This window comes from Cellvibrio fontiphilus (assembly GCF_042646205.1).
Taxonomy (GTDB): Bacteria; Pseudomonadota; Gammaproteobacteria; order Pseudomonadales; family Cellvibrionaceae; genus Cellvibrio; species Cellvibrio fontiphilus_A.
The window spans coordinates 1,185,794-1,212,213 of sequence record NZ_JBHRTF010000004.1 but is presented as its reverse complement, the minus strand read 5'-3'; the positions used below and the strand labels follow the sequence as shown (position 1 = coordinate 1,212,213).

General features: G+C 48.0%; 22 protein-coding genes. 11 read left to right on the top strand and 11 right to left on the bottom strand.

Annotated elements, in window-relative coordinates; translation table 11 throughout:
- Positions 1 to 29: 29 nt before the first annotated feature.
- Together ACFODX_RS13685 and ACFODX_RS13680 are read right to left on the bottom strand one after the other, a co-directional pair.
- Positions 30 to 3,128, bottom strand: a complete 3,099-nt coding sequence (locus tag ACFODX_RS13685) for an efflux RND transporter permease subunit (RefSeq protein ID WP_378120040.1) — start codon at positions 3,126 to 3,128, stop codon at positions 30 to 32.
- Positions 3,129 to 3,184: 56 nt separating this feature from the next.
- Positions 3,185 to 4,309 carry an efflux RND transporter periplasmic adaptor subunit gene (locus ACFODX_RS13680; protein ID WP_378120038.1) on the bottom strand — a complete coding sequence of 375 codons (1,125 nt, stop codon included), beginning with the start codon at positions 4,307 to 4,309 and terminating at the stop codon, positions 3,185 to 3,187.
- A gap of 437 nt (positions 4,310 to 4,746) precedes the next feature.
- Here ACFODX_RS13680 and ACFODX_RS13675 point away from each other — a divergent pair, with 437 nt between their 5' ends.
- The 8 genes from ACFODX_RS13675 (at position 4,747) to ACFODX_RS13640 (ending at position 11,491) form a co-directional block, all read left to right on the top strand.
- Positions 4,747 to 5,184, top strand: a complete 438-nt coding sequence (locus ACFODX_RS13675; protein ID WP_378120036.1) for an NUDIX hydrolase — start codon at positions 4,747 to 4,749, stop codon at positions 5,182 to 5,184.
- Positions 5,185 to 5,243: 59 nt separating this feature from the next.
- Positions 5,244 to 6,362 (top strand): tRNA 2-thiouridine(34) synthase MnmA, encoded by a 1,119-nt coding sequence (mnmA, locus tag ACFODX_RS13670; RefSeq protein ID WP_378120034.1) that lies wholly within the window; start codon positions 5,244 to 5,246, stop codon positions 6,360 to 6,362.
- A 74-nt stretch (positions 6,363 to 6,436) separates the two neighbouring features.
- The gene (hflD, locus tag ACFODX_RS13665; RefSeq protein WP_378120031.1) at positions 6,437 to 7,060 is read left to right on the top strand and encodes a high frequency lysogenization protein HflD; all 624 of its coding nucleotides are present in this window, start codon (positions 6,437 to 6,439) and stop codon (positions 7,058 to 7,060) included.
- 72 nt (positions 7,061 to 7,132) lie between these two features.
- Positions 7,133 to 8,512 carry an adenylosuccinate lyase gene (gene purB, locus ACFODX_RS13660; protein ID WP_378120029.1) on the top strand — a complete coding sequence of 460 codons (1,380 nt, stop codon included), beginning with the start codon at positions 7,133 to 7,135 and terminating at the stop codon, positions 8,510 to 8,512.
- A 69-nt stretch (positions 8,513 to 8,581) separates the two neighbouring features.
- A complete protein-coding gene (locus ACFODX_RS13655; RefSeq protein WP_378120027.1) occupies positions 8,582 to 9,736 on the top strand; it encodes a ribosomal protein uL16 3-hydroxylase in 1,155 nt (384 codons plus the stop codon).
- Positions 9,737 to 9,796: 60 nt separating this feature from the next.
- A complete protein-coding gene (locus ACFODX_RS13650) occupies positions 9,797 to 10,276 on the top strand; it encodes a GNAT family N-acetyltransferase (protein WP_378120025.1) in 480 nt (159 codons plus the stop codon).
- On the top strand, positions 10,269 to 10,769 hold the full coding sequence (locus ACFODX_RS13645) for a DUF7931 domain-containing protein (protein WP_378120023.1): 501 nt from the start codon (positions 10,269 to 10,271) through the stop codon (positions 10,767 to 10,769). The genes ACFODX_RS13650 and ACFODX_RS13645 overlap by 8 nt, the downstream gene beginning before the upstream one ends.
- A gap of 242 nt (positions 10,770 to 11,011) precedes the next feature.
- Positions 11,012 to 11,491 carry an HU family DNA-binding protein gene (locus ACFODX_RS13640; protein ID WP_378120021.1) on the top strand — a complete coding sequence of 160 codons (480 nt, stop codon included), beginning with the start codon at positions 11,012 to 11,014 and terminating at the stop codon, positions 11,489 to 11,491.
- Between the two features lie 97 nt (positions 11,492 to 11,588).
- Here ACFODX_RS13640 and ACFODX_RS13635 read toward each other — a convergent pair whose 3' ends face one another.
- Positions 11,589 to 12,011, bottom strand: coding sequence for an HIT domain-containing protein (locus ACFODX_RS13635; protein WP_378120019.1), 423 nt, complete (start codon positions 12,009 to 12,011; stop codon positions 11,589 to 11,591).
- Between the two features lie 138 nt (positions 12,012 to 12,149).
- On the opposite strand from ACFODX_RS13635, the gene ACFODX_RS13630 reads away from it, so the two are divergent.
- Positions 12,150 to 13,877: a proline--tRNA ligase gene (locus ACFODX_RS13630; RefSeq protein WP_378120017.1), complete on the top strand. Its 1,728-nt coding sequence runs from the start codon at positions 12,150 to 12,152 to the stop codon at positions 13,875 to 13,877.
- A 95-nt stretch (positions 13,878 to 13,972) separates the two neighbouring features.
- Here ACFODX_RS13630 and ACFODX_RS13625 read toward each other — a convergent pair whose 3' ends face one another.
- The 4 genes from ACFODX_RS13625 to msrB all read right to left on the bottom strand — a co-directional run bounded on the left by ACFODX_RS13625 (position 13,973) and on the right by msrB (position 19,727).
- Positions 13,973 to 14,662: a LamG domain-containing protein gene (locus ACFODX_RS13625; protein WP_378120014.1), complete on the bottom strand. Its 690-nt coding sequence runs from the start codon at positions 14,660 to 14,662 to the stop codon at positions 13,973 to 13,975.
- Positions 14,663 to 14,845: 183 nt separating this feature from the next.
- A complete protein-coding gene (locus tag ACFODX_RS13620; RefSeq protein ID WP_378120012.1) occupies positions 14,846 to 17,962 on the bottom strand; it encodes an efflux RND transporter permease subunit in 3,117 nt (1,038 codons plus the stop codon).
- Positions 17,963 to 17,973: 11 nt separating this feature from the next.
- The gene (locus ACFODX_RS13615; RefSeq protein WP_378120010.1) at positions 17,974 to 19,098 is read right to left on the bottom strand and encodes an efflux RND transporter periplasmic adaptor subunit; all 1,125 of its coding nucleotides are present in this window, start codon (positions 19,096 to 19,098) and stop codon (positions 17,974 to 17,976) included.
- 227 nt (positions 19,099 to 19,325) lie between these two features.
- Entirely contained in the window at positions 19,326 to 19,727 is a 402-nt protein-coding gene (gene msrB, locus ACFODX_RS13610) for a peptide-methionine (R)-S-oxide reductase MsrB (protein WP_378120008.1), read from the bottom strand.
- Positions 19,728 to 19,823: 96 nt separating this feature from the next.
- Between msrB and ACFODX_RS13605 the strand changes: the two genes are divergently transcribed.
- Positions 19,824 to 21,038 carry a pyridoxal phosphate-dependent aminotransferase gene (locus ACFODX_RS13605; protein ID WP_378120005.1) on the top strand — a complete coding sequence of 405 codons (1,215 nt, stop codon included), beginning with the start codon at positions 19,824 to 19,826 and terminating at the stop codon, positions 21,036 to 21,038.
- A 59-nt stretch (positions 21,039 to 21,097) separates the two neighbouring features.
- Here ACFODX_RS13605 and ACFODX_RS13600 read toward each other — a convergent pair whose 3' ends face one another.
- From ACFODX_RS13600 to ACFODX_RS13590, 3 genes are read right to left on the bottom strand one after another with little or no spacing between them, the layout of a single operon-like run.
- Positions 21,098 to 22,039: a class I SAM-dependent methyltransferase gene (locus tag ACFODX_RS13600; RefSeq protein ID WP_378120003.1), complete on the bottom strand. Its 942-nt coding sequence runs from the start codon at positions 22,037 to 22,039 to the stop codon at positions 21,098 to 21,100.
- The gene (locus tag ACFODX_RS13595) at positions 22,039 to 23,175 is read right to left on the bottom strand and encodes an ATP-NAD kinase family protein (RefSeq protein ID WP_378120001.1); all 1,137 of its coding nucleotides are present in this window, start codon (positions 23,173 to 23,175) and stop codon (positions 22,039 to 22,041) included. Before ACFODX_RS13595 ends, ACFODX_RS13600 begins: the two co-directional genes overlap by 1 nt.
- Complete coding sequence (locus tag ACFODX_RS13590) at positions 23,168 to 24,316, bottom strand: 4-phosphoerythronate dehydrogenase (RefSeq protein ID WP_378119999.1); 1,149 nt, start codon at positions 24,314 to 24,316, stop codon at positions 23,168 to 23,170. The genes ACFODX_RS13595 and ACFODX_RS13590 overlap by 8 nt, the downstream gene beginning before the upstream one ends.
- Before the next feature lie 200 nt (positions 24,317 to 24,516).
- On the opposite strand from ACFODX_RS13590, the gene ACFODX_RS13585 reads away from it, so the two are divergent.
- Positions 24,517 to 25,218, top strand: coding sequence for a hypothetical protein (locus ACFODX_RS13585; protein ID WP_378119997.1), 702 nt, complete (start codon positions 24,517 to 24,519; stop codon positions 25,216 to 25,218).
- Between the two features lie 59 nt (positions 25,219 to 25,277).
- Here the strand turns inward: ACFODX_RS13585 and ACFODX_RS13580 are convergent, their stop codons facing one another.
- A complete protein-coding gene (locus tag ACFODX_RS13580; RefSeq protein ID WP_378119995.1) occupies positions 25,278 to 26,417 on the bottom strand; it encodes a patatin-like phospholipase family protein in 1,140 nt (379 codons plus the stop codon).
- Between the last annotated feature and the right edge of the window lie 3 nt (positions 26,418 to 26,420).

Genomic DNA, 26,420 nt, shown 5'->3' with positions numbered 1-26,420 from the left:
CTCTTTTGCGGCCGAACAACTCAGCTCGATCAGTTTACTTTGGCGGAGTGTTCCAATTCCTCCAGATCATACAATTCATCGCGGTCGTGCTGATGATCCTTTGCCAGCAACATGTACACCGATGGCAGCACAAACAAGGTAAAGAAAGTACCGATTGCCATACCCAGCACCAGGACTATACCAATCGCATTACGCGCTTCAGCACCGGCGCCTGAAGCAAAAATCAGGGGCGTGTGGCCGGCAATAGTTGCCACGCTGGTCATCATTACCGGACGCAAGCGCAGCGATGATGCTTCACGTACCGCTTCCAACTTCGCCATGCCCTGCTCCTGTAATTTGTTGGCAAACTCCACCACCAAAATACCGTTACGTGCAATCAACCCCATCAACGTTACCAAACCAACCTGCGAATAAATATTCAGCGTAGTGGTAAAGCCATTGGTGAAAAATGGAATCGGCATGGGGATTTTCCAGAAGGTGAACAGCAGCGCACCGAACATCGCTAAAGGCACTGAACCCGCCAGAATCACCAACGGATCGCGGAAACTGTTGTATTGCGCCGACAACACCAAAAAGATCATCACTACCGCCATCAGAAATGCTGGCAGGAAAGTATTACCTTCTCGCTTCAACTGCCGCGATTCACCGGTGTAATCGATGGTGTAACTTTTGGGAAGAATCTGACGCACTTCGGTTTCCAAAAACGCCAGCGCTTCACCCAGAGGTACCCCGGGCACACCGCTGATTTTTACCGCATTTAATTGCTGCATGCGATTGATGGTACGCGGTTCGGTAGTGTGTGAAATAGTGGCCACCTGATCCAGACGAATCAAGTTTCCATCCGGCCCAGTCACATACAAATTAGTCAGATCGTCCGGCGTCAAACGTTCTGAACGTTTTACCTGCGGGATCACTTTATAACTCTGCCCTGCCATATTAAAACGATTCACATAACCACCACCGAGCAGAGTACCCACATCGTTAGTTACCGTTTGTAAATCCAAACCGAGGTCGGCCACTTTTTCGCGATCGATGTTCAGTTTGTAATCGGGCTGATCCACTTTCACATCGAGCGTTTGGAAATAAAACTTGCCGGACTTCTGCATGATTTCCTGCACTTTCAGGGCATAGTCATAAATTTCTTTAATGTCCGCGGTAGATGCCAGCACAAATTCAACTGGGAACTGGCCTCCGCCGGGTAATGCAGGAGGAGTAATCGGCAGAATTCTCACACCTGAAATTGCCGCCAATTTTTGTTGGACTTCCGGCATGATTTCAAACACATCGCGATCACGCTCCTCCCAAGGTTTGGTGACCATGCCAGAGAAACCACCAGTTGGCATAGTTAATTGGAAAGTAAAGTCAGTCTCGGGAATGCTCATAAAGGCTTCATTAACTTGCTTACCGTAGTGAGACGACTGGTCAACGGTAGAGTTAGCTTGCGCATCAACAATGCCAAAAATAACACCCTGATCCTCCACCGGTGCCAACTCTTTGGCAGACATCATATAGAGCGGGAAGCACAACAGGGTAATACCGATCCAGAAGATATAAACACCGCTGCGATTCTCCAGGCTCACTTTCAGTTTTTCGACATACCAGGCGCGAAAACGCTCGAAAGGTTTTTCCAGCGGCGCATTTAAACCCTGATGCGGTTTAAGCATGCGCGAGCCCAACATCGGAGAAAGTGTGATAGCAACAATGGCAGAAATAGTTACGGCGCCTGCCAAGGTGATTGCAAATTCGCGGAACAGTGAGCCGATCAAACCACCCTGTAAACCAATCGGAATATAAACCGAGGCTAAGGTTACCGTCATCGCCAAGATTGGGCCGGCTAATTCACGCGCTGCAGTAATGGCGGCAGGAAAAGGTTTCATTCCATCCTGGATATGACGCTCAATGTTTTCGACCATTACAATTGCATCATCTACCACCAAGCCCACACACAACACAATTGAAAGCAGAGTCAAAAGGTTTAGCGAGAAACCACAGACTTGCATGATAAACAGCGCACCAATCAATGAGAGCGGAATAGCCAATACAGGAATGATGACCGAGCGACTGAAACCCAGAAACAGGAAAATTACCACCACAATAATCAACAGGGTTTCGGTGAGGGTTTTTATAACCTCATTAATTGCTGCATCAATATATTCGGTGGAGTCATAGGCGACAGTGCCAGTTAAACCCGTGGGTAATTCGGCTTTGATCGCCTCCATTTCCTGGTTGACCGCTTTCATCACATCCAGCGCGTTAGCATTGGGTGCAACCCATACCCCCATAAATACAGCGGTATCACCGGAGAAGTTAACAACCGTATCGTAGTTCTCGGCGCCCAAGGCTACGTCAGCAATATCACTTAGCCGAATAATGCCATCGCTGGAATTTCGGATAATTAACTGTTTGAACTCGTCAACGCTTTTTAAATCTGTATCTGCACGCAAATTAACCTGGGTATAGGAACCACGCGTTTGACCAACCGCTGCCTGCACGTTATTGGCGGCAAGCGCCGCACGAACCTGCACTGGCGTCACATTAAGTGCTGCCATGCGTTCAGGCTTTAACCAAATGCGCATCGCAAATGTTCTACCACCTAAAACATCCGCTTTTTGCACACCATTTATCGCGGTAAGGCGCGGCTGGATAGAGCGAGTTAAAAAATCTGTGATTTGGTTTTGTTCAAGAATTTCTGAACTAAAGCTCAAATAGGCCGCCGCGAATTGTGAATCCGCCGATTCAATTCGAATCGCCGGCACCTCAGCCTCCGGCGGTAGATCACCGCGCACTTGATTCACCTTGGCAGAGATTTCTGTCATGGCTTTGAGCGGGTCATAATTCAAACGCAAGTGCGCCGTCACGGTGGACATACCCATTGCACTTTGCGATTCGATGTAATCAATACCACCTGCCGATGCAATGGCACGCTCGATAGGCGTGGTAATAAAACCACGCACCAGCTCGGCGTTAGCACCGACATACACCGTATTGATAATAATGACCGAGATATCACTGCGCGGATATTGACGCACAGTAAGATTTGAACCGGCCTGAATACCCAGAATCAGAATAAGCAGGCTCACCACTATGGCGAGCACCGGCCGTTTAATAAATACATCAGTAAATTTCATAACTTAGGCCCATTGGCATTGAGGCTTGTGGAATATATTCAGCACCGCAGCAGCTATTAGCTATCTGCAGGTGTTGGTTCCAACTTGTATTCAGGGGTTGGCAGGGTTCCAACGGTTACCGCCTGACCATTCAACAATTTGAATGCACCGGCGCTAGCAACCACTTCACCGGGCTTCAAGCCATCCACTATTTCTACAAAATCGCCGCGTGCTTTACCCAACCGCACAAACTGTTGGCGCGCCTTAAAGCTGCCTGCAGCTTCACCCGGCTCGATAACAAATACTGTGTCGCCGAAGGGCGCGTAAATCACAGCAGTCGCCGGCACTGCGAGCACTTCTTGGGGATCAGATAGAGTCACCTTGGTTTCAACTGCCATACCGGGGATTAGCAAATTGTTTTCGTTTTGCAGATAGGACTGCACAATTGCATTGCGTGTGAGCGGGCTGATCTCCGCACCAATTGCAGTAATCTCACCTTTGATAACAGCGTCAGAGCCATCACCCACATTGACTTCAACTGGCAAGCCACGGGTCATTTGCACCAACCAGAACTGGGGCACGGGGAAATTGACACGCACACTATTTGTCGCCTGCAGCGATACCAGCTCACCGCCCACCTGCAAATCCTGCCCTAAATCTACTTTGCGTATACCCAAGCGACCGTCAAAAGGCGCGCGCACGATTTTTTTCTCAAGCGTGGTTTTTAAATCATTAACATCACCCTGGGCCGATTCCATTTGTTGTAACGCGGCATCAAGTTCACTCTGGGAAACCGTGTTGCGCTTACGCAGCTCCAGCAAACGTTCATGGTTGGACTTCGCCAAACGCAAGCGCGCCTCGGCAGCGCTCAACTGCGCTTGCTCGTTGCCAGATTCCTGCACAATAAGCACAGTACCCTTTTTGACCTGTTCACCGGACTTGAAGCGGATTTCTTTGACCTTACCCGCCACTTCGGCAGCAATCACAATCCCCTCAGATGCCTCTACTGTGCCCATGGCCGTATAACTATTCGGCCACTGCTGTAGCTCTGCAGTGAATGTGCTTACTGTCTGTGTTACCGGCGGAGTATTTTCCCCTGCGGATACCATGGCCATAATCTGACCAAATTTGACGCCAGCAACGACCAGGAAAATTCCCACGAGACTTGCGGCTGCAATGCCGATTGATTTCGCATTGTTCATAAATGAAGAACCATGTAAGAAGAGGAGAAGAACGATTTGGAAACGGGCAGCGCTGGAGGGGGTTAACAACTAACGGTATCCCGACCATCACTTCACGCATTCATGCGGAAGAATTGTTGCACAGTCACCTGTAAAACCAAATTCGGGAGTTGTCAAAAAATGTAGAAGCAACACCAGAATTTAGCCACAAAAAACTTCATCCGACCATTTGGTCGGTGGGCAAATAATATTCCCTTTTCCCTGATTCTCCAACGAGTTGTGAATGATTACCATAAACTAATGACATTCATCACCCCTCCCGCTGGAGCGGCACTAGGTACTTAAAAACGGACTGACTGGATCACCCGAAAAACAGATATTCGATTGCCCCCGAAGATAGGCTTCTTTACCCTTAACATTCACCCACCCACGATTGCTACAACAGCTAAGGACTTGTTATGACCTGGGCACCACACGTAACTGTTGCCACGATTATCGAGCAAGATAACCGCTACCTCATGGTTTATGAGGAAGCTGATGGCCAAAAAGTCTATAACCAACCCGCCGGACACCTTGATCCGAACGAAACGCTGCAAGAGGCTGCCATCCGCGAGACCCTGGAGGAAACAGGCTGGACAGTTGAATTGACGGGTGTTGTCGGCGTCAACCTTTACACAGCGCCAAGCAATGGGATCACCTACTTCCGCACCACTTTTATCGCCAGGGCATTGAGTCACGACAGCCAACGCCAGCTGGATACCGGCATCATCGAAGCTGTATGGCTCAGCTACGAAGAACTGGTAGCACGCAAACACCAGTTGCGCAGCCCTATGACATTGCAAATTATCGAAGAATATCGCGCTGGCCGCCGTTTTCCGCTTGAGGTGGTTGGCTAACAGAGGCAAAAGGCGGGTAAAATGCTCGCCTCATTTTCAAGCAGTATCAAATCCCTCTTATGACCCAGTTTTCCAAACCTGCTGTTAACTCCGGTGCCCGCGTGATTGTAGGCATGTCTGGTGGTGTCGATTCATCCGTCTCTGCCCTGCTACTCAAACAACAGGGATACCAGGTTGAAGGCTTGTTCATGAAAAACTGGGATGAGGATGATGGCACCGAATATTGCACGGCCAAGGCTGATCTGGCAGATGCACAAATGGTGTGTGACAAGCTAGGCATCCCCCTGCACACAGCCAATTTTGCAGCTGAATACTGGGACAATGTATTCGAGCATTTTCTGGAAGAATATAAAGCCGGCCGTACTCCAAATCCGGACATCCTCTGTAACCGCGAAATCAAGTTCAAGGTTTTTATGGAGTATGCACAAATGCTGGGCGGCGAGCTTATCGCCACCGGTCACTATGTGCGCCGCGCAGATGCCAATGGTCGTGCCCACCTCCTTAAGGGGCTGGACCCGAATAAAGACCAAAGTTATTTTTTACATGCGGTAGGCGAAGCGGAATTTGCCAAATCGCTATTCCCTGTTGGCGAGTTGGAAAAACCGGAAGTCCGCCGGATTGCTGAACAGCAGGGTTTGGTCACCCACAACAAAAAAGACAGCACCGGTATTTGTTTTATCGGCGAACGCCGGTTTAAAGATTTTCTGCAGCAGTACCTGCCAGCCCAACCGGGCGAAATCCAAACTGCGGACGGCAAGGTGATCGGCGAACACATGGGGCTGATGTACCACACTATTGGCCAGCGTCAGGGCTTGGGTATTGGCGGCGTTAAAGGTGCCAATGAAGAGCCTTGGTTCGTTGCACAAAAAGACTTATCACGCAATGTACTGGTTGTGGTGCAAGGCACGGATCACCCGCTGTTATTCACCAATCACCTAATCGCACAACAAGCACACTGGATTAACAGCACTCCACCAGCAAATGAATTCCGCTGTAGCGCCAAAACCCGCTATCGCCAACCAGATCAGGATTGTCTGGTAAAAGTGATGGCTGACGGCACACTCGATGTGCATTTCGATCAGCCGCAGCGGGCCGTCACACCGGGGCAATCTGTGGTTTTCTATCAAGACGATCTATGTCTGGGTGGCGCTGTTATCGAGTCTACCGATAATCGTTAGCAAGCTATTCAACTGATCGAGTTGCTGGCCCGACAACCGTGTTCAACCCCCAACTGATACAGAGAGATTTACGCGTGAGCAAAAACTGGCAAGACATTACCCTCGCCCTCGCCGGCGTCTTTCAAGCAACCACACTGGTCGATCAGGTAGCCAAAACCGGTTATGTGCCGCCCGATGTGTTCAAGTGCAGTATCGAATCGATCCTTGATTTAAATCCCGCCAGTACCCTTGCTGTTTATGGTGGTCAAGTTGAAAACTTGCGCACCGGGCTCGAAGTAATGCGCGAGTTACTGCGCCCCAACTCCCAGCAACATCGCGAGGTATTGCGTTATGGCTTGGGAGTTTTACATTTGCAGAAGAAACTTGCCGCTCGTCACGACATGTTGAATGTTATTGGCAGCCGCATCGAGCAAGTCAGTCAACAAGCGCAACATTTTTCATCTACTCACGATAACGTCATCGCCAACCTTGGCACTCTTTATACCGAAACACTCAGTACTTTCCGTTTCCGTATTCAAGTAAACGGCGACTACAATTATTTGCAACAACAACGTATAGCCAACCAAATCCGCGCACTCTTGCTCGCCGCTATACGCTCGGCCATGCTCTGGCGCCAGGTGGGCGGCAATCGCTGGCAATTGCTGCTGAATCGTAAAAATCTGGCATGGCAAGTAGAAGAGTTACTACGCAGCATTTAATAAATCGCAACACTCTAACGCCAACTTTTTCGCTTTTTTATTTTTCTTTTTAAATTTAATACGAGAACCACAATGGACAATACCTTCGACACTCTCTCCGCGCTTAACGCTGTATCCCCAGTGGATGGACGCTATGGCAGCAAAACCATCGCCCTGCGCAGCATCTTCAGTGAATTTGGCTTAATTCGCTTTCGTGTAGAAGTTGAAGTCCGCTGGCTGCAACAACTCAGCCGTATGGATGGTGTTCCGGAAGTTCCAGCGTTCAGTGCAGCCACCAACAAATTCCTGGATAGTATTGTTGAGAATTTCAACACAGCCGATGCCCAAGCAGTTAAAGATATTGAACGCACCACCAACCACGATGTTAAAGCGGTTGAATATTTTCTGAAAAATAAATTCGCTGGCAATAGCGAGCTGGAAGCCGTGCTGGAATTTGTACACTTCGCGTGTACCTCAGAAGATATTAACAACCTGTCCCATGCCTTGATGCTGCGCGAAGGCCGCAAAGTATTTTTGCAAGACGCCGAAGCCATTGTGGCGGGCATTGTTAAACTCGCCCACGACTATGCAGAAGACTCAATGCTATCACGTACTCATGGGCAAACTGCATCACCTACTACCGTCGGTAAAGAAATGGCAAACGTTGCGGCTCGCTTGCGCCGCCAAATTGATGCCGTTAACGGCGTGCAATTGCTCGGTAAAATTAATGGCGCCGTGGGCAACTATAATGCTCACCTCTCTGCCTACCCCGATGTAGATTGGCAGGCTAATGCCAAAGAGTTTGTGCAAAGTTTGGGGCTGACCTGGAACCCATACACTACGCAAATCGAACCTCATGATTACATTGCTGAACTGTTCGATGCCATCGCTCGCTTTAACACTATCCTTATCGATTTTGACCGCGACATTTGGGGCTATATTTCACTCGGCTACTTCAAACAAAAAACCATCGCTGGCGAAGTGGGTTCGTCCACTATGCCACACAAAGTTAACCCGATTGACTTTGAAAACTCTGAAGGTAACTTGGGCATTGCCAACGCAATTTTCACTCACCTTGCACAAAAACTGCCTATTTCCCGCTGGCAGCGCGACCTTACCGATTCCACTGTGCTGCGTAATATGGGCGTAGGTTTTGGCTACGGCATGATTGCCTATGCATCCACCTTGAAAGGTATGGGTAAACTGGAGATTAACCGCACTCGCCTCGCAGAAGATTTAAATAATTCCTGGGAAGTATTGGCCGAGCCAATCCAAACTATTATGCGCCGTTACAACGTTGCTGAACCCTATGAAAAATTAAAAGCACTAACTCGCGGCCAAACAATTAATCGCGATGTGTTGGCAGCGTTTGTAGAAACACTGGACATACCGGAGCATGCCAAACAAACCATGCGCGACTTAACGCCCGCCAATTACATAGGTAATGCGGTAGATCAAGCGAAAGCGATCTAAAGCGTGAAAAAATAAGGGCTCTTAATGAGCCCTTATTTTTGCGATTCATTTTATTTGTAGGTATTAACCATGACAGCACCTTTAACCCACCTTGGCGATATGCCAATCGAAGAATTCCTGCGCGACTACTGGCAAAAAAAACCACTGTTGATTCGCAACGCCTTCCCCGGTTTTGAATCACCGTTAACGCCTGATGAATTGGCAGGCTTGGCACTGGAAGAAGAAGTTGAATCGCGCATAGTACTAGAGCAAGGCGAAACACCTTGGGAATTGCGCAACGGCCCATTCGATGAAAAAACATTCGAGGCTTTGCCAGAGAAGCGTTGGACTTTGCTTGTACAAGCTGTCGACCAATTTGTACCTGAAGTAAATCAACTGCTCGATTACTTCCGCTTTATCCCCAGCTGGCGGCTGGATGACATTATGATCAGCTACGCACCCGATCAGGGCGGTGTCGGCCCGCACTTTGATTATTACGATGTTTTTTTGCTACAAGGTTTGGGCAAACGCCATTGGAAATTGGGACAAATGTGCGACAACAATTCGCCGCGGGTTGAAGGCACACGCCTGAAAATCCTGAGCGAATTCCACACTACCGATGAATGGGTTCTGGAACCGGGCGACATGCTGTATATCCCACCGGGAATCGCCCACTGGGGTAATGCCCAGGGCGATGATTGCATGACTTACTCCATCGGATTCCGCGCGCCGAGCCATGCGGATATTATTGCTGAAGCAGGCCAGGAGATTGCACTCTCGATTGTCGATGACCTGCGTTACAGCGACCCGGATTTAACCCTGCAGACCAACCCCGGCGAAATCAACGACAAGGCTATAGAACAAGTACGCAGTATTATTCTGCAACACCTGACCAACGAAAATATTGCGCATTGGTTTGGCAAGTTCATGACTGAGCGCAAATATTTGGAACAAACCGACGAAGAGCCGCTGGACATTGATGCAGACGAATGGCAGTCCGCGCTCGCCGATGGCGAACTCTTGTGGCGCCACCCCGCTGCTCGCATCGCTTTTCATAGCGACAGCAAAGGCACTATGTTGTTTGCAGATGGTGAAGTCATGTGCTGCTCGCGCGCTTTGGCTGAACTGATCAGCAGTGAAGTAGAAATTAGTTGGAGAGAGTTAAAAAGCCTGGTGCAAGACCCGCAAGACCGCGCCACTATCACCCAACTTATCAATCAGGAAACCTTGTTGGTGGACGAATAACTCCCCACCAATTAACACGCGATGGGCGAAGCTCTGGCAAAGCCCATCACAAGGTGAAGAATGAACCACAAAATAATAAAGACCGACTGGAAAACTCATCAACACCAGCTTATGGATATTCGTATACGGGTTTTTATGCAGGAGCAAGCCGTAAACGAATCCGATGAATGGGACGGATTGGATGACCAAGCCACTCATTTTCTAGTGGTGACAACAGATGAAAAAGCGAATGATTTTGCCATAGGCTGTGCGCGCCTTTTGAATGAACATAATGAGCAGGGAGCGCCGCGCTTTCATGTTGGCCGGGTTGCGCTACTTGAGCCCTATCGTGGTTGCGGTATTGGTAGCCAACTGATGGCATTTATTATCCAACATTGCCGCGCTGCCGCATCTGAACGGGAAATTTATCTGCACGCCCAAACTGAACGCCAAGGGTTTTATCAACGACTGGGTTTTATTACTCGCGGTGAGGAATTTATGGATGCCGGCATTCCTCATATCACTATGTATTTCCACCCGGAGGGCAACCAAAATGGCTGAGCAATCTGCTGTTTGTGAAGACCTGTGGTTACTTGATGGTTTGGAAGATTTTTGCCAATACAGTTTGAAACTGGGGGCGCAATGCCACCGGCAGATTGCCATTCTCAGTCATGAATTGGATGAGCCGGTTTACGGCACCAGTGAATTCGTGCAAGTGATCTCTAACTTTGTGCGCTCAAGCCGGCACACCCAAATGCAAATACTGGTAAAAAGCACCAAGCGAGCCATCGAGTCTGGCCACCCATTGCTAAAGCTAACGCAGCGCTTGTCCTCCAAAATCCAGCTGCGAAAAATAACGCAACAACCCAACAATCAAGAGATGGGTTTTATGCTGGGCGATACTCGCCTACTGCTTTACAAAAATAACGACAGTTATTATCGCGGCTTTTATAACGCTGCAGCGGCAGGCGAAGTAAAACCGCTTCGGGAAGAATTCAACTACCTTTGGCAATACGCCGAAACAGAGCCGGAACTCCAGCAATTCTTTCTGTGAGCCTTTGGTTATTCCCTTCAAAACAATAAAAACCAGGGCAAAAAGTCACAGCCTGAAAAAAAAGCACTTTTAGCCCTAAAACCAAGGCATTTTCTGTTGCCGATTCGTTTTTAATCCTATATATATAGCGTCAATCCGTATTAAGGCGCCACAAAGCCTATAAATACAGGGGTTTTTATTCACGCGTAATTAAAAAACACTGACCCAACCTCAGGTTGATGAACTTACACAAGGAAATAAATATGGCCGTTAAAAAACCTGCAGCCGCAAAAGCTGCGCCAGCTAAAAAAGCACCTGCTGCCAAAGCAGCTCCAAAAGCTGCACCTAAAGCAGCCGCTAAAAAAGCGCCCGCAGCAAAACCAGCTGCTAAAAAAGCCCCTGCTGCTAAAGCGGCCCCTGCTGTAGTTAAGCCCATCGCCGAGCGCCAAAATAAAACCCAAATGTTGCAGCAAATTGCTGATGCTACCGAGTTGAGCAAAAAGCAAGTTCAAGCAGTATTGGACGAGCTGACCAATGTCATTGAAGGCCACATCAAGAAAAAAGGCGTAGGTGAATTTGTTTTGCCTGGCCTGCTGAAAATTACCACCGTGAAAAAGCCTGCCACCAAAGCACGCAAAGGTATTAACCCCTTCACTAAAGAAGAAGTGGTTTTCAAAGCCAAGCCTGCCAGTATTTCAGTAAAAGTACGCCCATTGAAAAAGCTGAAAGAATTTGCTGTTTAATTACAGCGTTTCTTCCAGCAATAAAAAACCCCGCTAATGCGGGGTTTTTGTTTTAGAGAAATCACATCAGCCTTATTGCTTACCAATCCACCGGTTACTAAATAACTCTAAACCCCTCACCCACCAAGGCATTTTGCAAACGCTTGATTCGTTCAGCAAATTCCGCTTCGGAGTAATCTTTGGCTGGCAATTTACCCCAAATAGGCTGGGGCCAGGCCGGGTCATCGGTAAAGCGCGCTATATGGTGAACATGCAACTGACGCACAACATTGCCTAATGCTGCCACGTTCATTTTATCGGCATCAAACACACTGGTCATTACCTCTGAAAGACGGCACGACTCGCGAATCAATTGCAGCTGCTCGTCCTCACTCAAATGGTGAATTTCGAAAACCTCTTCGCGCTTAGGAACCAAAATACACCAGGGGTAATTAGCGTCGCGGCTAAGCAATAGCAGCGACAAGTCAAACTCACCGATAACGACTGAGTCTTGCGCAAGGCGGGGATGAAGTTCAAACATAAGTTGTTATCCTTTTATAGACCAATGCCACAGCCTCAGTGTCGCTCCTGGAGCGTCACGGGGCGCTATACCAATACCTGTATCCGCCGTAGAATAGGCAGCTTTAAAACCCATTATAGCCATCAAGAAGCCATAACTATGCGTTCCAGTCGATTTTTAATTGCCACCCTTAAAGAAACCCCATCAGATGCAGAAGTCATTAGCCATAAGCTGATGTTACGTGCAGGCATGATTCGCAAATCCGCGTCTGGTTTATACAACTGGCTCCCTATGGGTTTGCGCGTGTTGCGCAAAGTTGAACGAATCGTTCGCGAAGAGATGGATAAATCCGGCGCGATGGAAGTGTTAATGCCTGTGGTTCAACCTGCTGAACTGTGGGAAGAGTCCGGGCGCTGGCAACAATATGGCCCCGAGCTACTGCGCATGAGTGATCGCCATGATCGCCCTTTTTGCCTCGGCCCAACCCATGAAGAAGTAATTACTGATTTAATTCGTAACGAAATCAAAAGCTACAAACAATTACCGGCAAATTTCTACCAAATCCAAACCAAATTCCGCGATGAAATTCGCCCACGCTTTGGTGTCATGCGCTCACGCGAATTTATTATGAAAGATGCCTATTCCTTTCATAACAGCACTGAGTCACTGCAGCAAACTTACGATGTAATGCATGCTACTTACTGCAGTATTTTCACACGTTTGGGTTTGGAGTTCCGCCCGGTATTGGCCGATACAGGTTCTATTGGCGGTGCATTTTCCCATGAGTTCCACGTGCTGGCCGACAGTGGTGAAGACGATATTGCCTTCAGCAACGCCAGTGACTACGCGGCCAATATCGAAAAGGCCGAAGCCTTGCCACCCGCCACACCGCGCCCTGCACCACAACATTTAATGCAAGAAGTGGCAACACCAGGTAAGCACAGCATTGAAGAAGTTTGCGAGTTCTTAAAAGTTAGCCCGCAACAAACGGTAAAAACACTGATAGTACTTGGCGAAGTTCGCGCCGATAAAACCCAACCCTTGGTTGCATTGGTGTTGCGTGGTGATCATGAACTCAATGAGATCAAAGCCGAAAAATTAACAGGTATTGCAGCACCTCTTACTCTGGCACCGGAAGCTCGTATTAAAGAGGAGTTGGGTGTAGGTATAGGTTCTATTGGACCGGTAGGTTTGAAAATTCCGGTTATTGTTGATCACTCGGCAGCACACCTTGCCGATTTCGTTTGCGGTGCCAACAAAGACGGTTTCCATTTAACTGGCGTTAACTGGGAGCGCGATGAACAAGCGCCCTTGGTTGCTGATATTCGCAACGTGGTTGCTGGTGACCCTAGCCCTTGCGGCAAGGGCACACTGGAAATAAAACGCGGTATAGAAGTTGGTCATATTTTCCAGCTGGGCACTAAATACTCTGAGGCGATGAAAGCCAGGGTGCTGGATGAAAATGGTAAAGAGCAAACCATGATCATGGGTTGCTACGGTATTGGTGTAACACGTGTGGTTGCTGCAGCCATAGAACAAAACTTTGATGACAACGGCATTATTTGGCCGGATGCTATTGCGCCTTTCCATGTAGCCATTGTGCCTATTAACATCAGTAAATCAGAAGCTGTCGCCAACAAAGCTGAAGAAATCTATGCCGCACTGACTAAAGCCGGCTTTGATGTGCTGCTAATGGATGATGAAAAAGCACGCTTGGGTGCAATGCTGGCCGACACGGATTTAATGGGAATACCACATCGTATTGTTATCGGCGACCGCGGCTTGGAAGCAGGAAATATTGAATACAAAGGTCGTCGCGATGCCGAAAAACAGGAAATTCCCGCCACCGGGATTGTTGAGTTCCTGAGCGCCAAAATCCAGCGCTAATCAATCTGTACGGCAAAACACACTACAAAAAAAGCCGCTGTGCTATTGGCATCAGCGGCTTTTTTATTGCGCTTTATTCTAGTCTTATTTTCATCTTATTTGAGCAAGGTAAATTCCTGCGGCATAAGCACTCGCGGTGTAATTTTTACCCAAGCTATATCACCTTTGAACCAATGTACTTGATTCATTCGCGCACCTATGGATGTTTTTCCATGAGCCGCAATAGGTAAATATTCTACCTGTCCGGTTAATTCTTTTACCCCATTCACATAGGACACAAACTCGCCTTGCTGATAAGTAACCGCAGCATGTGCCCACTGACCTATAGGATGAACTAGGGAGGAATCTATCAACGTAAACTGCGAGGTTTCTGACTTGATATAAGCGTCCAGATACCATTGTTTTTTATCGTTCAACCGCAACTCAATGGTTAAGCGGCGATTGGGATTATCCTCTGCTTCAATATGGAAAAAACGTGGCTCAACATTATTGGGATAAGCATCAGCAGGGTTAAATACTATTTCAATAGTAAATGCCTGCGCAGTGCCAAGTGGATTGGCATCTACTAACAAGCGATCGCCATCCCCATCAAAACGAACCACATTACCCAAAGTGGACTTAACCACCTGTGGATTACCCAATACAGTCAGGTTTTTATCACCAATTGTTGCTACTGAATCCAGCTTCCACAACACGGAGGAAGTTTCATTTGTATCTTTAGTATTGGAGGCTGTACAAGCAACTACAAAAACAAGGCAGGAAAAAATAAACAGGAGAAATTTCATAGCAATCCGCAGCAATCATATTGCCGCGCCTCTTAGGCGAAAGTTAACAGTAGGAAACAATAAAGGTTAACCGGATATTTGCCGAAAACAGATATTTTTACTTTTTGTTTTACTTTTTATTTTTACTGCACGCGAATACTAACGAACAAGAGCGCTAGTGACTAGCGCTCTTGTTAGCTGACATTAATCATCCTCACCGCTGTAGTGCGCCTGGTCCTGCGTTAGCTGGCGGGCAACATCACCCGGTGAACCGGTGTTGCGCGCAAGCAGATTGTAGGCAACAGGCACCAGAAACAGCGTGAGAATAGTGGCGACAATTACACCGGCAATAACCACAGTACCAATTACAAAACGCGTTTCTGCGCCGGCACCCGACGAGATCACCAAGGGAATTGCACCGGCAACAGCGGTTAAGCTGGTCATTAAAATTGGGCGTAACCGCGCTGAAGAAGCTTCCAGCAAGGCTGTCTGAAACTCCACGCCCCTATCGCGTAACTGGTTGGCAAATTCCACGATAAGAATGCCATTTTTTGCTGCCAGTCCCACCAGCATAATCAAACCAATCTGCGAATAAAGGTTAAGGCTACTGCCGGTTAAATAAAGCCCCAGCATGCCACCAAAAATCGCGAGCGGTACCGTTAACATTATGACAAAAGGATGGATGTAACTTTCAAATTGCGCAGCAAGCACCAGGAAGGTGATTAAAATTCCCAATAGGAAAATAAACATAATCGAACCGCCCGCTGTTTGAAAATCCCGCGACAGCCCTTTGTAATCAACCATGGCTGTTGGTGGCAAATGATCACGCACCAAACCGTTTAAATGAGCCAGTGCATCACCCAATGCCAAATTGTCTGCAAGATTAGCCTCTATGGTGAGAGCGCGCATACGGTTGTAACGGTTCAAACGGCTTGCATCTGCTGTTTCTTTTAAGGTCACCAGATTCGCCAGTGGAATCAATTCGCCACTGCGCTCGGAACGCACATACATATTTTGCAGACTGGTAGTGGTACGTTGCTCATGACGCTCACCTTGCATAATGACATCGTACTCTTCGCCATCGTCAATATAGGTTGTAGCACGGCGCGACCCCAACATTGCCTCCAGTGTGCGGCCGATGTTGTTAACACTCACCCCCAGATCAGCAGCACGATTTGTATCTATCACTACTTCAATTTGTGGTTTGGTTTCTTTGTAATCCCAATCAATACCCGTGAGGCCGGGATTATTTTGCTCAAGTTTTTCCAGCAAAATATCACGCCACTCTGCCAACTCCGCATAGGTGCCGCCGCCCAGCACAAATTGCACTGGCTTTTGCGCTTGTGAACCGAACCCCTGACGCATCACCGGCGCAGCGGTTACACCAGGTAAATCCGCTAATTTCTGGCGAATTTCTTCCATTACCACAAAAGCATCCCTACGTTTATTCCAATCGTTCATCACCGCGATGATCATGCCCGAATTGAAGCTTTCCACTGCGCCAAAACCACGCGGGGCACGCACCATCAAACGGTTAATTTCCCCGGCATCCACGTATTGCATCATGCGGTTTTCAATTTCAGTCATGTACTCTTCCATGTAGGCATAACTGGCACCTTCGGGGCCATTCACCATCACAAAAAAGGTGCCGCGGTCTTCGCGTGGCGCATACTCCGAGGGCAAAGCTTTTATGACATAAAACATCGCCAGAATAAGCAACGCGAAAATTACAACGACCGCTTTGGTATGACGCAAACAAAAATGGATCGAGTCTTGATAGCGCAGACGCAAACGCAGCATTCCAGAATTGATTTTTTCAACAAAATTATTTTTATTTTCATTTCGCTTTAACACTTTAGAAGCAAGCATTGGCGATAGCGTTAACGCAATCAGCGATGAAAAGGCCACTGCCGCAGCCATGGTGATAGCAAATTCAGAGAATAATCGCCCTATATCACCTTTGAGAAAAATAATCGGCACAAAAATAGCGATCAATACCAAAGTAGTAGCGATGACCGCAAAACCTACCTCTCGCGCCCCATCCACTGCAGCCAACAAGGGCGTTTTACCTTTCTCCTCTATATGCCGGACGATATTTTCCAAAACAACAATCGCATCGTCCACCACCAAACCAATTGCCAGCACCAATGCCAAAAGCGTGAGCATATTGACAGAGAAATCCAAGGCGGCGAGTACAGTAAAGGTAGCGATAATTGACACAGGCACTGCGACTGCAGGTACCAGCATGGCGCGAATACTGCCCAAAAATAAATAAATCACCAATACCACCAAGCCTATGGCAATGGCGAGGGTTATATAAACTTCGTGAATAGCGCGCTCAACAAACACTGAGCTGTCGTAGCTGTCCTCCAGGCTCATTCCCTTGGGCAAAATGGCATTAATTTTATCGCGTTCAGCTTTTGCACCGCGCGCCACATCAATGGTGTTAGCGGTAGATTGTTTAACAATTCCTATACCAACTTGTGTTACACCATTGCCGCGAAATAAATTGCGATCTTCTTCGGTGCCTTTTTCCACTTTGGCAATGTCACCCAAACGCGTCAGGTGTCCATCCTCACCGCGCCGCACGACCAAACGACTAAACTCATCCACCGTGCGATAAGAGCGCGCCATACGCACCGTGAATTGTCGTTCAAGGGATTCAATACTGCCTGCAGGTAATTCGATATTTTCCGCGCGCAATGCCGCTTCAACATCGTTCACGGTGAGATTGCGTGCCGCTAATTCGCGACGATCCAACCAAACGCGCATTGCGTAGCGCTGCTCGCCACCAATGCGCACGCGCGCAACGCCATCAATCACTGAAAAGCGATCAACTAAATACCGTTGGGCATAATCAGAAAGCTCCGGCATAGTCATGTTTTCGACGGCAAAGTTGAACCACAAAATCACATCTTCATCAGAACTGACTTTTTGAACTTCAGGCGGCTCTGCTTCATCTGGCAAATTCGGCACAGCTCTGGATACACGGTCGCGAATATCGTTTGCGGCAGCATCCATATCGTGGCCAGTATCAAATTGCACAATAATATTGGAAATACCATTTTCACTTGATGACTCTATGTAGCGAATCCCTTCAACACCGGAGATGCGATCTTCAATGACTTTGGTAATTCGTGTTTCCACAATATTGGCTGCCGCACCCGGATAAGTGGTGCGAATGGACACAACCGGCGGATCTATGTTGGGGTATTCGCGCAGGGTTAAGCGCTCAAAAGCAACTATGCCAAAGGCGATAAGTAGTATGGAGAGTACCGACGCAAACACCGGCCGCTTGACAGAAATATCCGAGAGCATCATAGCAATGGCCCTCAGTTTTTCGCAGATTTAATCAAGTCGGACAGGTGCGACTTTTCACCTGCATGCTCGGCAAACGGTTTTTCCTCTGCGAGCACTTGTACTTTTTGTCCGGGGCGAATTTTTTGCAATCCATGCGTAACAACTTTTTCCTGTGCGGATAAACCATTCAATACTTCAACAGCTCCAGGCAAACGTTCACCAATGGTAATTTGGCGCCGCTCTACGATGGATTCACCATTTACTTCATTCATCACAAATACAAAATTATTACTCGCCTGCGGCACCAATGCTGCCTCAGAAATAACCAAGGCATTGCGTGAGGATGCTTTTAAATCCACCAGCATTAACATACCCTGTTTCAATTCATGATTTTTATTATCTAGCAGCGCGCGCACTTTGATCGCACGGGTCACTTCATCGATTTGGTTATCGATACTGACGACTTCCCCTTCAAATTCTTTATCACCCAAATCGCGACTCTTCGCAACGATAGGTAAACCTTGATGCAGGTTGCGCAGGTATACCGCCGGCACCGTGAAATCCAATTTCATCTTTGAATCATCATTCAACGTAGTAATAGCGTTACCGGGTGATACTAACGCACCGACACTCACTTGACGCAACCCTACCACCCCGGAAAAAGGAGCAAGCAGCACCAGATCTTTCAATCGCGACTCAGTGGCGTTGTAGCGCGCACGCGCGGCTTCAAATTCACGAATACGTTGATCCAACTCTGCCTGGGAGGCAGCTCCACGTTTTGCCAGTTCCCGAACACGGTCTAACTGTTTCTTCGCCTCATCCGCATTAAAGCGAGCCTCTTCCAATAAAGCTGATTCTTCCCGGCTGGTCATTTCTACCAATATTTGCCCTTGCTCTACACGCTGGCCATCATCGAAATTGATGCGGGTAATTTTTTTAGTTTCATTCGACGTAAGCGTGATGGTTTCATTGGCGCGTAGACTGCCCAATGCTTCGATTTGGGTTGTCAGCTCCAGGGTGCTAACGGCTTGCACTATAACTTCAGTAGGTTTGGCTGGCGCCTGTGCCAATGATGTTGGACTCGAGAGCGCCAGGGCCAGCAAAATGAAGCTTAAGGAAAAGCTACCGCGGGTCCCACACGGCAATGGATTACTCATAATTTTCTCCAGAAAAGCGTCGCCGCTATGTTGTTGGTTTTGAAGCGACGGCTGCTACAGACAGCGTTGATTAAATACTTGGGGCCGATACGTAGCAAGATGAACAAAGGATAAGAAGCACACAAGGCGAACCGATAAATTTAACCTTTGTTTACAAAATCAGACGCTTAGAGACAAATGTGCAAGCAAAAAAGCAACTGGCCAGTGCGTATAGCACTGGCATCAGCTTAAGACTCGGAGGGTATAAAAAAGATAGAGGCAGAGTTGATGCAGTAACGCAAACCGGTCGGCGCGGGGCCATCGGTAAATACATGTCCCAAATGGCAATCACAATTGCGACATACCACCTCAGTGCGATACATACCATGACTGGTATCCAAGTGCTCACGAATCACCGTTTTATTGACCGGTGCGTAAAAACTGGGCCAGCCGCAGCCAGCATCAAACTTGGTGTCGGCCGCAAATAACAGTTCACCACAACAGCGGCAGCGATAATCCCCCGCGCTGAACTCTTGCCAATATTCGCCGGTAAATGGGCGTTCAGTGCCCTTTTCGCGACAAATCCGGTACTGCTCGGGGGTGAGTTTTTCACGCCAGAAGTCGTTGTTATATTTTTCGTTATCAGCCATAAGGATTTCCTTGACAGATCAACTAGTTAAGGTCGATTATTTGGGCGTTTTTCCACCGCAATCACGCACGACCGCATCCAAGGCATATTACTGCAAATGAACCCGATTAAGAAATCCGACAAACTCAATGGAGTTTGTTACGACATTCGCGGCCCCGTACTGGAGCACGCCTATCGCCTTGAAGAAGAAGGCCACCGTATTCTCAAATTGAATATAGGCAACCCTGCGCCCTTTGGTTTTGCCGCGCCCGATGAAATTATTCAGGATGTGATTTACAACCTGCCTAATGCCGAAGGTTACACTGCGTCCAAAGGTTTGTTCGCCGCGCGCAAAGCGATTATGCAAGAGTGCCAGCGCCTGCAGGTTCCCGGTGTGGAAATTGAAGATATTTTTCTTGGTAATGGTGCCAGCGAATTAATTGTGATGGCGATGCAGGCCCTACTGAATAACGGCGATGAAGTATTGGTGCCTGCGCCAGACTATCCACTCTGGACAGCTGCAGTAAATTTGGCGGGTGGCAAAGCCAGACACTACCTGTGCGATGAGCAATCCGATTGGTTTCCGGATCTTGCCGATATCGAAAGCAAAATCACCGATAAAACTCGCGGCATTGTAGTGATTAACCCCAACAACCCCACAGGTTCGGTTTACAGTAAAGACGTACTTGAAGCGATTGTTGAACTGGCGCGCCGCCACAACCTTATTATTTTTGCCGACGAAATTTACAGCAAAATTCTCTATGACGATGCCGAGTTTATCCCCATGGGTAAACTGGCACAGGATGTTCTCTGCGTAAGTTTTAATGGGCTTTCCAAGGCCTATCGCCTTGCTGGGTTCCGCTCTGGCTGGATGGTAATCAGCGGCGCAAAACATCGCGCGCGCAGTTATATAGAAGGCTTGGAAATGCTCGCCTCTATGCGCCTTTGCGCCAATGTGCCCGCCATGTACGCCGTGCAAACCGCACTGGGCGGTTACCAAAGTATCAACGAGTTAATTATTCCCGGCGGCCGCTTACGTGATCAGCGTGACGCCGCGATGAAAGCTTTGGCTGATATTCCTGGCGTGTCCGCAGTTAAACCGCGCGGCGCCATGTACCTGTTCCCCAAAATAGATTTGAATATGTACAACATCAAAGATGATCAGCAAATGGTGCTGGATTTTTTGATTCAGGAAAAAGTATTGCTGGTACAAGGTACGGCATTTAATTGGCCCAATCGCGATCACTTCCGTATTGTATTCCTGCCACGTGAAGATGATCTGACTAAAGCCATTCATCGCTTTGGCGATTTCCTCTCGCGTTATTCACAGTAAAAAATGGAAAATGCGAACATAAAAAAACCAGCGCAATGCTGGTTTTTTTATGTCTGGAATCAAGCGGCGGGAATTTTATAAACCAACAGTTTCAACTGCTGCTCCGGCTCCACATCGGGAAAATCGGCGTGAGGTTGTAACCGCTCAACAAACTCTGCCTGAGGGCATTGCTCACTAAATTGTTGTTGCAAAAAAGCAACGCTTAATTCGGGTGCATTCAAACAAGCCAGCACCAAACCACCCGCAGGCATCAATTCAGGCAGCCGGCGAATCACCTTTGCATAATCCTTTTCTGCAACAAAGCTCCCTTTTTGGTAAGACGGCGGATCTATCACTACCAAATCATAAGGACCAGGTTTTTTAACACGACTCCAGGATTTCAGAATATTTTCAGCAACAAATTCACTTTTATCTTTTGCCAAGCCATTTAGTTGATGATTGGCACGCCCCAGGTTTAATGCAGGGCGACTCATATCTACGTTTACGACTTTTTCAGCACCAGCAGCAATCGCTACTACTGAAAACGCACAGGTATAAGCAAACAGGTTTAATACTCGCCGATGCGCCGCATTCTGCTCCAACCACAACCTGCCCGGTTCCATATCCAAAAAGAAACCGGTATTTTGCTGTTGCGCCAAATGCAAATAAAAACGGCTACTGCCGCGCTGCGCATAGATTTCCTTTGGTAATTCTCCCCAAAGAACCTCACTGGGCGCCTGCGGCAAATAGCGACGCTGAACTAACAGGCATGTCGCCAATGAATCAAATATAGGTTTGATGTGAGCAACTAATTTATCAAGCCATTGAACAGGAGGTTCAGCAAAAAGTGTAATCAGAATTACCGGTTGATAATAATCGACAGTGACGAATTCCAACCCCGAAAAACAACGCCCACGCCCATGGAATATACGCTGGCTATCAATAACAAGGACATCATCAACTTTTGGTGCTACAGCCATTTTTTTAGCCAAAACCGCTAAATGATCAACAATAATTTGCATTAATGATCACCTGGTAGGTAGCCCACTGGATAGATAACTCTGTCGCGATAGCCACATATAACCGGCCAATAGCCAATTAGTTCCTTATCCAGCTGCGGGTCATTGGAATCAACTAATAGAGGACGACCATCGAGCGCCAGGATTTTTCCGCGCGCGGCAATGATATAAATATTTTCTTTGCGAATTCGACGCACAATCTCCGGAGTAAATTGCTGGTTGCCCCGCCCTAAAATATGACCTTGCCCACCAATAGCGGTGATTATCATTTTTACCGGGCCGGAAAAACTATTCAACTGCTGCACTATTTGTGGCGCACCGACATCCAGCGCAATTAATTCATTATTTAATAAAATATCTACACCCAACAAACTTCCCTGCAAACCTAATGCGTGCAAAAACACTTGGGTTGTTGAACCTGGCCCGACCAAATACAGCGTATCTGTTTGCAGGTGATCAATCATTTCCTGGGCAATATCCAACTGCGCCAGTTCATCGCGCTCTGTGCCCGCATTTTTTACTTGCTGTAAATGCCGGGAATCTTCTGGCACCAAAAGGGTTCCGTAAAAACGCGCACGCACTTGCCCATTGCGAAACGCATCCTCATCTATATCTTTTACGTCGCACTCTGCGACATTCACTAGCGCTCCTGTTAGTAATTGTTTAACAATTTCAGCTGCAGATTCTGGCGAAATAGCATAAACACCAGAGTGCATTTTCACCCCGGAGGGAACACCCAACACTGGTTGGCTGGTGCCTACCACATCGGCTATCAAACGTGCCGTACCATCGCCACCTGCAAATAAAATCAAATCTACTTTTTCAGCAAGCAGTGCGCGTGCGGCAGCGCAGGTATCTTCAGCCTCACTGGGATTATGTTGGGCAGATCCAATAATAACTGGCGAAAAACCGGCATTTCTCGCTGCGGTCTCCCCCATATCACCTGCGAAACAAATGATTTCAATTTTTTGTTCGAGTTTGTTGATAATTTCCAACGTTCGCTGCATACGGAGTGACGCGCGTTGCTCTGCACCACTCGCCAAAGCCTGGGTGCGTATGGCTTCACCATCCGACCCTTTTAACCCCAAGCTACCGCCTATTCCTGCATAAGGGTTAACAATTACACCTAGTTTAAACACAGTTGAACCCTAAGACTTTTAACCAATTTTTATCGGTATCATCCAAACCGGGAAGCGATACTCGATAGTTATGAAATTCGCGGCGTTTTGGGTAATGCTTGCGCAGACCATCAAACCCTTGCGCAAAATTTATCTCACCTGCGCGAGCCTGTTGCGCAAGGCTCCGCAGACGCGCATCGTCTGCGGCTATATCGTAAACTTGTTTGATAAGCGCTTGGGCAATTTGAAAAACTTCACCGTTTGCAACAATCGACTCATCGACTGTCAGTAGATTGTTTTCCATGGGAGGAACCAATTGCGAAAGCGATGCGCTTGGTTTTTTATCGATATGTTTGCACAGCGCCTGGTAAATCATCTCTGTGCCGTTGAGTTTCCCATCATAGCTGTAACCTGCAATATGAGGGCTGCCTAGTAGCACCCGGTCCAATAATTCAAGGGATATATCAGGCTCGGGCTCCCAAACATCGAGCACCAGACGCAAATCATCGCGCTCGGCAATAACTTCAAGCAACGCTTGATTATTAATCACTGGTCCGCGCCCACAATTTATCAACACGGCTCCCGGTTTTAACTGACGCAATTCGTCAAGCCCCAACAAGTGAAAGCTCGGATAAGGCCCATCAGTCACCAGTGGTGTGTGCATGCTAATCACATCGCACTGCAGCACCTCCTCCAAAGTTGTTAAATCCGGATTCTGCGCAAGGCTGAGATTGGGGTCATAACAACGTAACTTTACCCCTTGGGCTTTGAGCCGCTTATAAAGCAGGCCACCCACGTTACCGCAGCCGATAATACCGAAAGTCACAGGCAACCAATTGATATTCAAATGACACAAGGCGGCATAAACATATTCAACAACCGAATTGGTATTACAACCGGGGGCACTGGACCAGGCAATCGAATGTGCCGCGAAATAGTCTTGATCCAGATGATCCACACCGATAGTACAAGTGCCAACAAAGGAGACTTTACTGGCCGCAAGCAAATCGGCATTTACTTTGGTAACTGAACGAACAATCAAGGCATCGGCATCCTTGATATCAGCTGCAGTCATACTGCGCCCAGGTAAACGGGTAACAGAACCTAGTGGATTAAAAAAGGCCTCAATCAGCGGGATGTTTTCGTCCGCAACTATTTTCATGGAAACTCGCTTAAAAACCGGAAGGTTAAAAATAGACCAGCTTAAAAATCGGCCTGACATAAACGCATGGAATAAAATTTTTACCCATAGCAGTTGTGATTTGGGGGTTTAGCATATACCTTATATAGTGATGGTGACCTTAAAACCATCGTCTGGGCACCGCTGTATGCGGCGCTCGCCTCACTTTAGGGGGTGGTATTATGAAGACCTCGCACACTGGCCACAACATGGATAATGTGGTTGATCTCTTCACGAAGAAGACCTACTCAGCACTTCACGATGAGCGTTTTATCCGCCTGGCTCCTGAACTGGACGGGCTTGAAATGCTCTACTCCAACGATACCAGCTCCGAGAAGCTTTACAGCCTTAAAATCCTTTGCTGGGGTCTGCGTGCCAATGGCGATGTAGTTGGCCTTGTTCCTTGGCTGAATGACATAGTCCCCTGCCCCGACCTGTGTGATCCACTCAATGGCCACTGGGAGGGTTACTACGATCCGGGCATCGATGAACTGTTTTTTGAAGCTCCGATGCACAAGGTGATTGAGCTTGAAACGGCTGCTGAATACTACGAAGTAGAATGTGAAAACGGTGATGACGTTATCCAGGAGTTACCCGACACTATTGGCACACACGCCGTGTTGGCAATACCCGATAGCAAACGCCTGGCTTTGGTTGAAGTAGTGAGCTGGTGTCTGCATTATGACGGTAGCGTTTACGCCATGATCAGCGACCCTGCCAAAGTAGTGAGTACGCCAGTACTTCCGGGTGATGATTCACTTTATGAAGCCCAAGCCAGTGAAAGTTTCCGCTACTTCTTCCAGCATCAAATTGCCAACAAGATTAAAGCAGAAGATCCAGAAGCCATGGCTGCCATTTCCCTATTGGTTGATGGACTGCAGTAGATATCACCTAAACAGTAAAAAATAAACGCCGCATCAGCGGCGTTTTTTATACCTATGATTTATTTGGCTGCAAAAAATGCGCGAATGTTATCGGCTTGGGCCAAGGTATCTTCGCGCCCCAGTTCCATGAGCTCGTTAATAAATTCTTTGGAAAACAAAAGATAACTCGCTGCTGTCGCACCGCCACCTTTCGCGGTCGAACCAGTCGCGCGCATAAAAAAGCGCAGGCTTTTGGGCAGGTAACGCACATTGCGGCCAGCAATACCATCAATCGGATAACTAGGTGATATCACCATATTATTTACCGGGCGCAATTGAATACCTTGCTGGGCACGCACTTCCTCAGGGATCAAGTTCAGCAACTCATTCATCCGTTGCATATGCTCAAGGTCACCTTCCAACGCATCCACAAACGCACTGTTAAACAAGTGACCTACAATCTGGCCCATAGAGGGTGAGTGGCGATGAGGAACACGGCGATTAGCTTTGGCGGCACTACGGTTTCCACTCACCCCCACTACAAACAGTGATTCAGCCCCCAAATGAAGAGCCGGACTAATCGGTGCCAGCTGGCGCAAAGCGCCATCACCAAAATATTCGCGGTTAATACGCACTGCAGGGAAAACAGTTGGAATTGCCGACGAAGCCAATAAATGCTCTAAACGCAACTCAGTGGCTACGCCACTGCGACGATGCCTCGACCAGCTTTGTAACTCGGGATGCCCCTGAAAAAAACTCACACTGTGCCCCGATGTGTAGCCCATCGCAGACACACTGACCGCATGTAGCTTTCCACTTTGGATGGAGTGGTTAATGTTTTCGAAATTAATTACTGAACCTAGCAAATTCCATAGCGGTGAATTATCCAGCAAAGATAATGGGCGGCGGCGCCCCATACCTTCGTTAAACAGCGACAATCCCAGCAAACTTAAACCTTTAAATAAATCCCACCAGCCGTGCAGATATACCTGACCAATGTCCAGGTTTTGCCACACATAGGCCAGCGAATTTACCGCTGATTTAAAATTGCCTTTGTGCGCAGCAATCGCCAGGGCATTAATTGCCCCAGCTGATGTACCACAAATAATCGGAAAGGGATTTTCCAGCTCGTCGGGCAGCACTTCCGCCAAAGCTTGCAACACACCCACTTGATAAGCAGCTCGCGCTCCGCCACCCGAAAGAACCAACGCCGTTTTCATAAG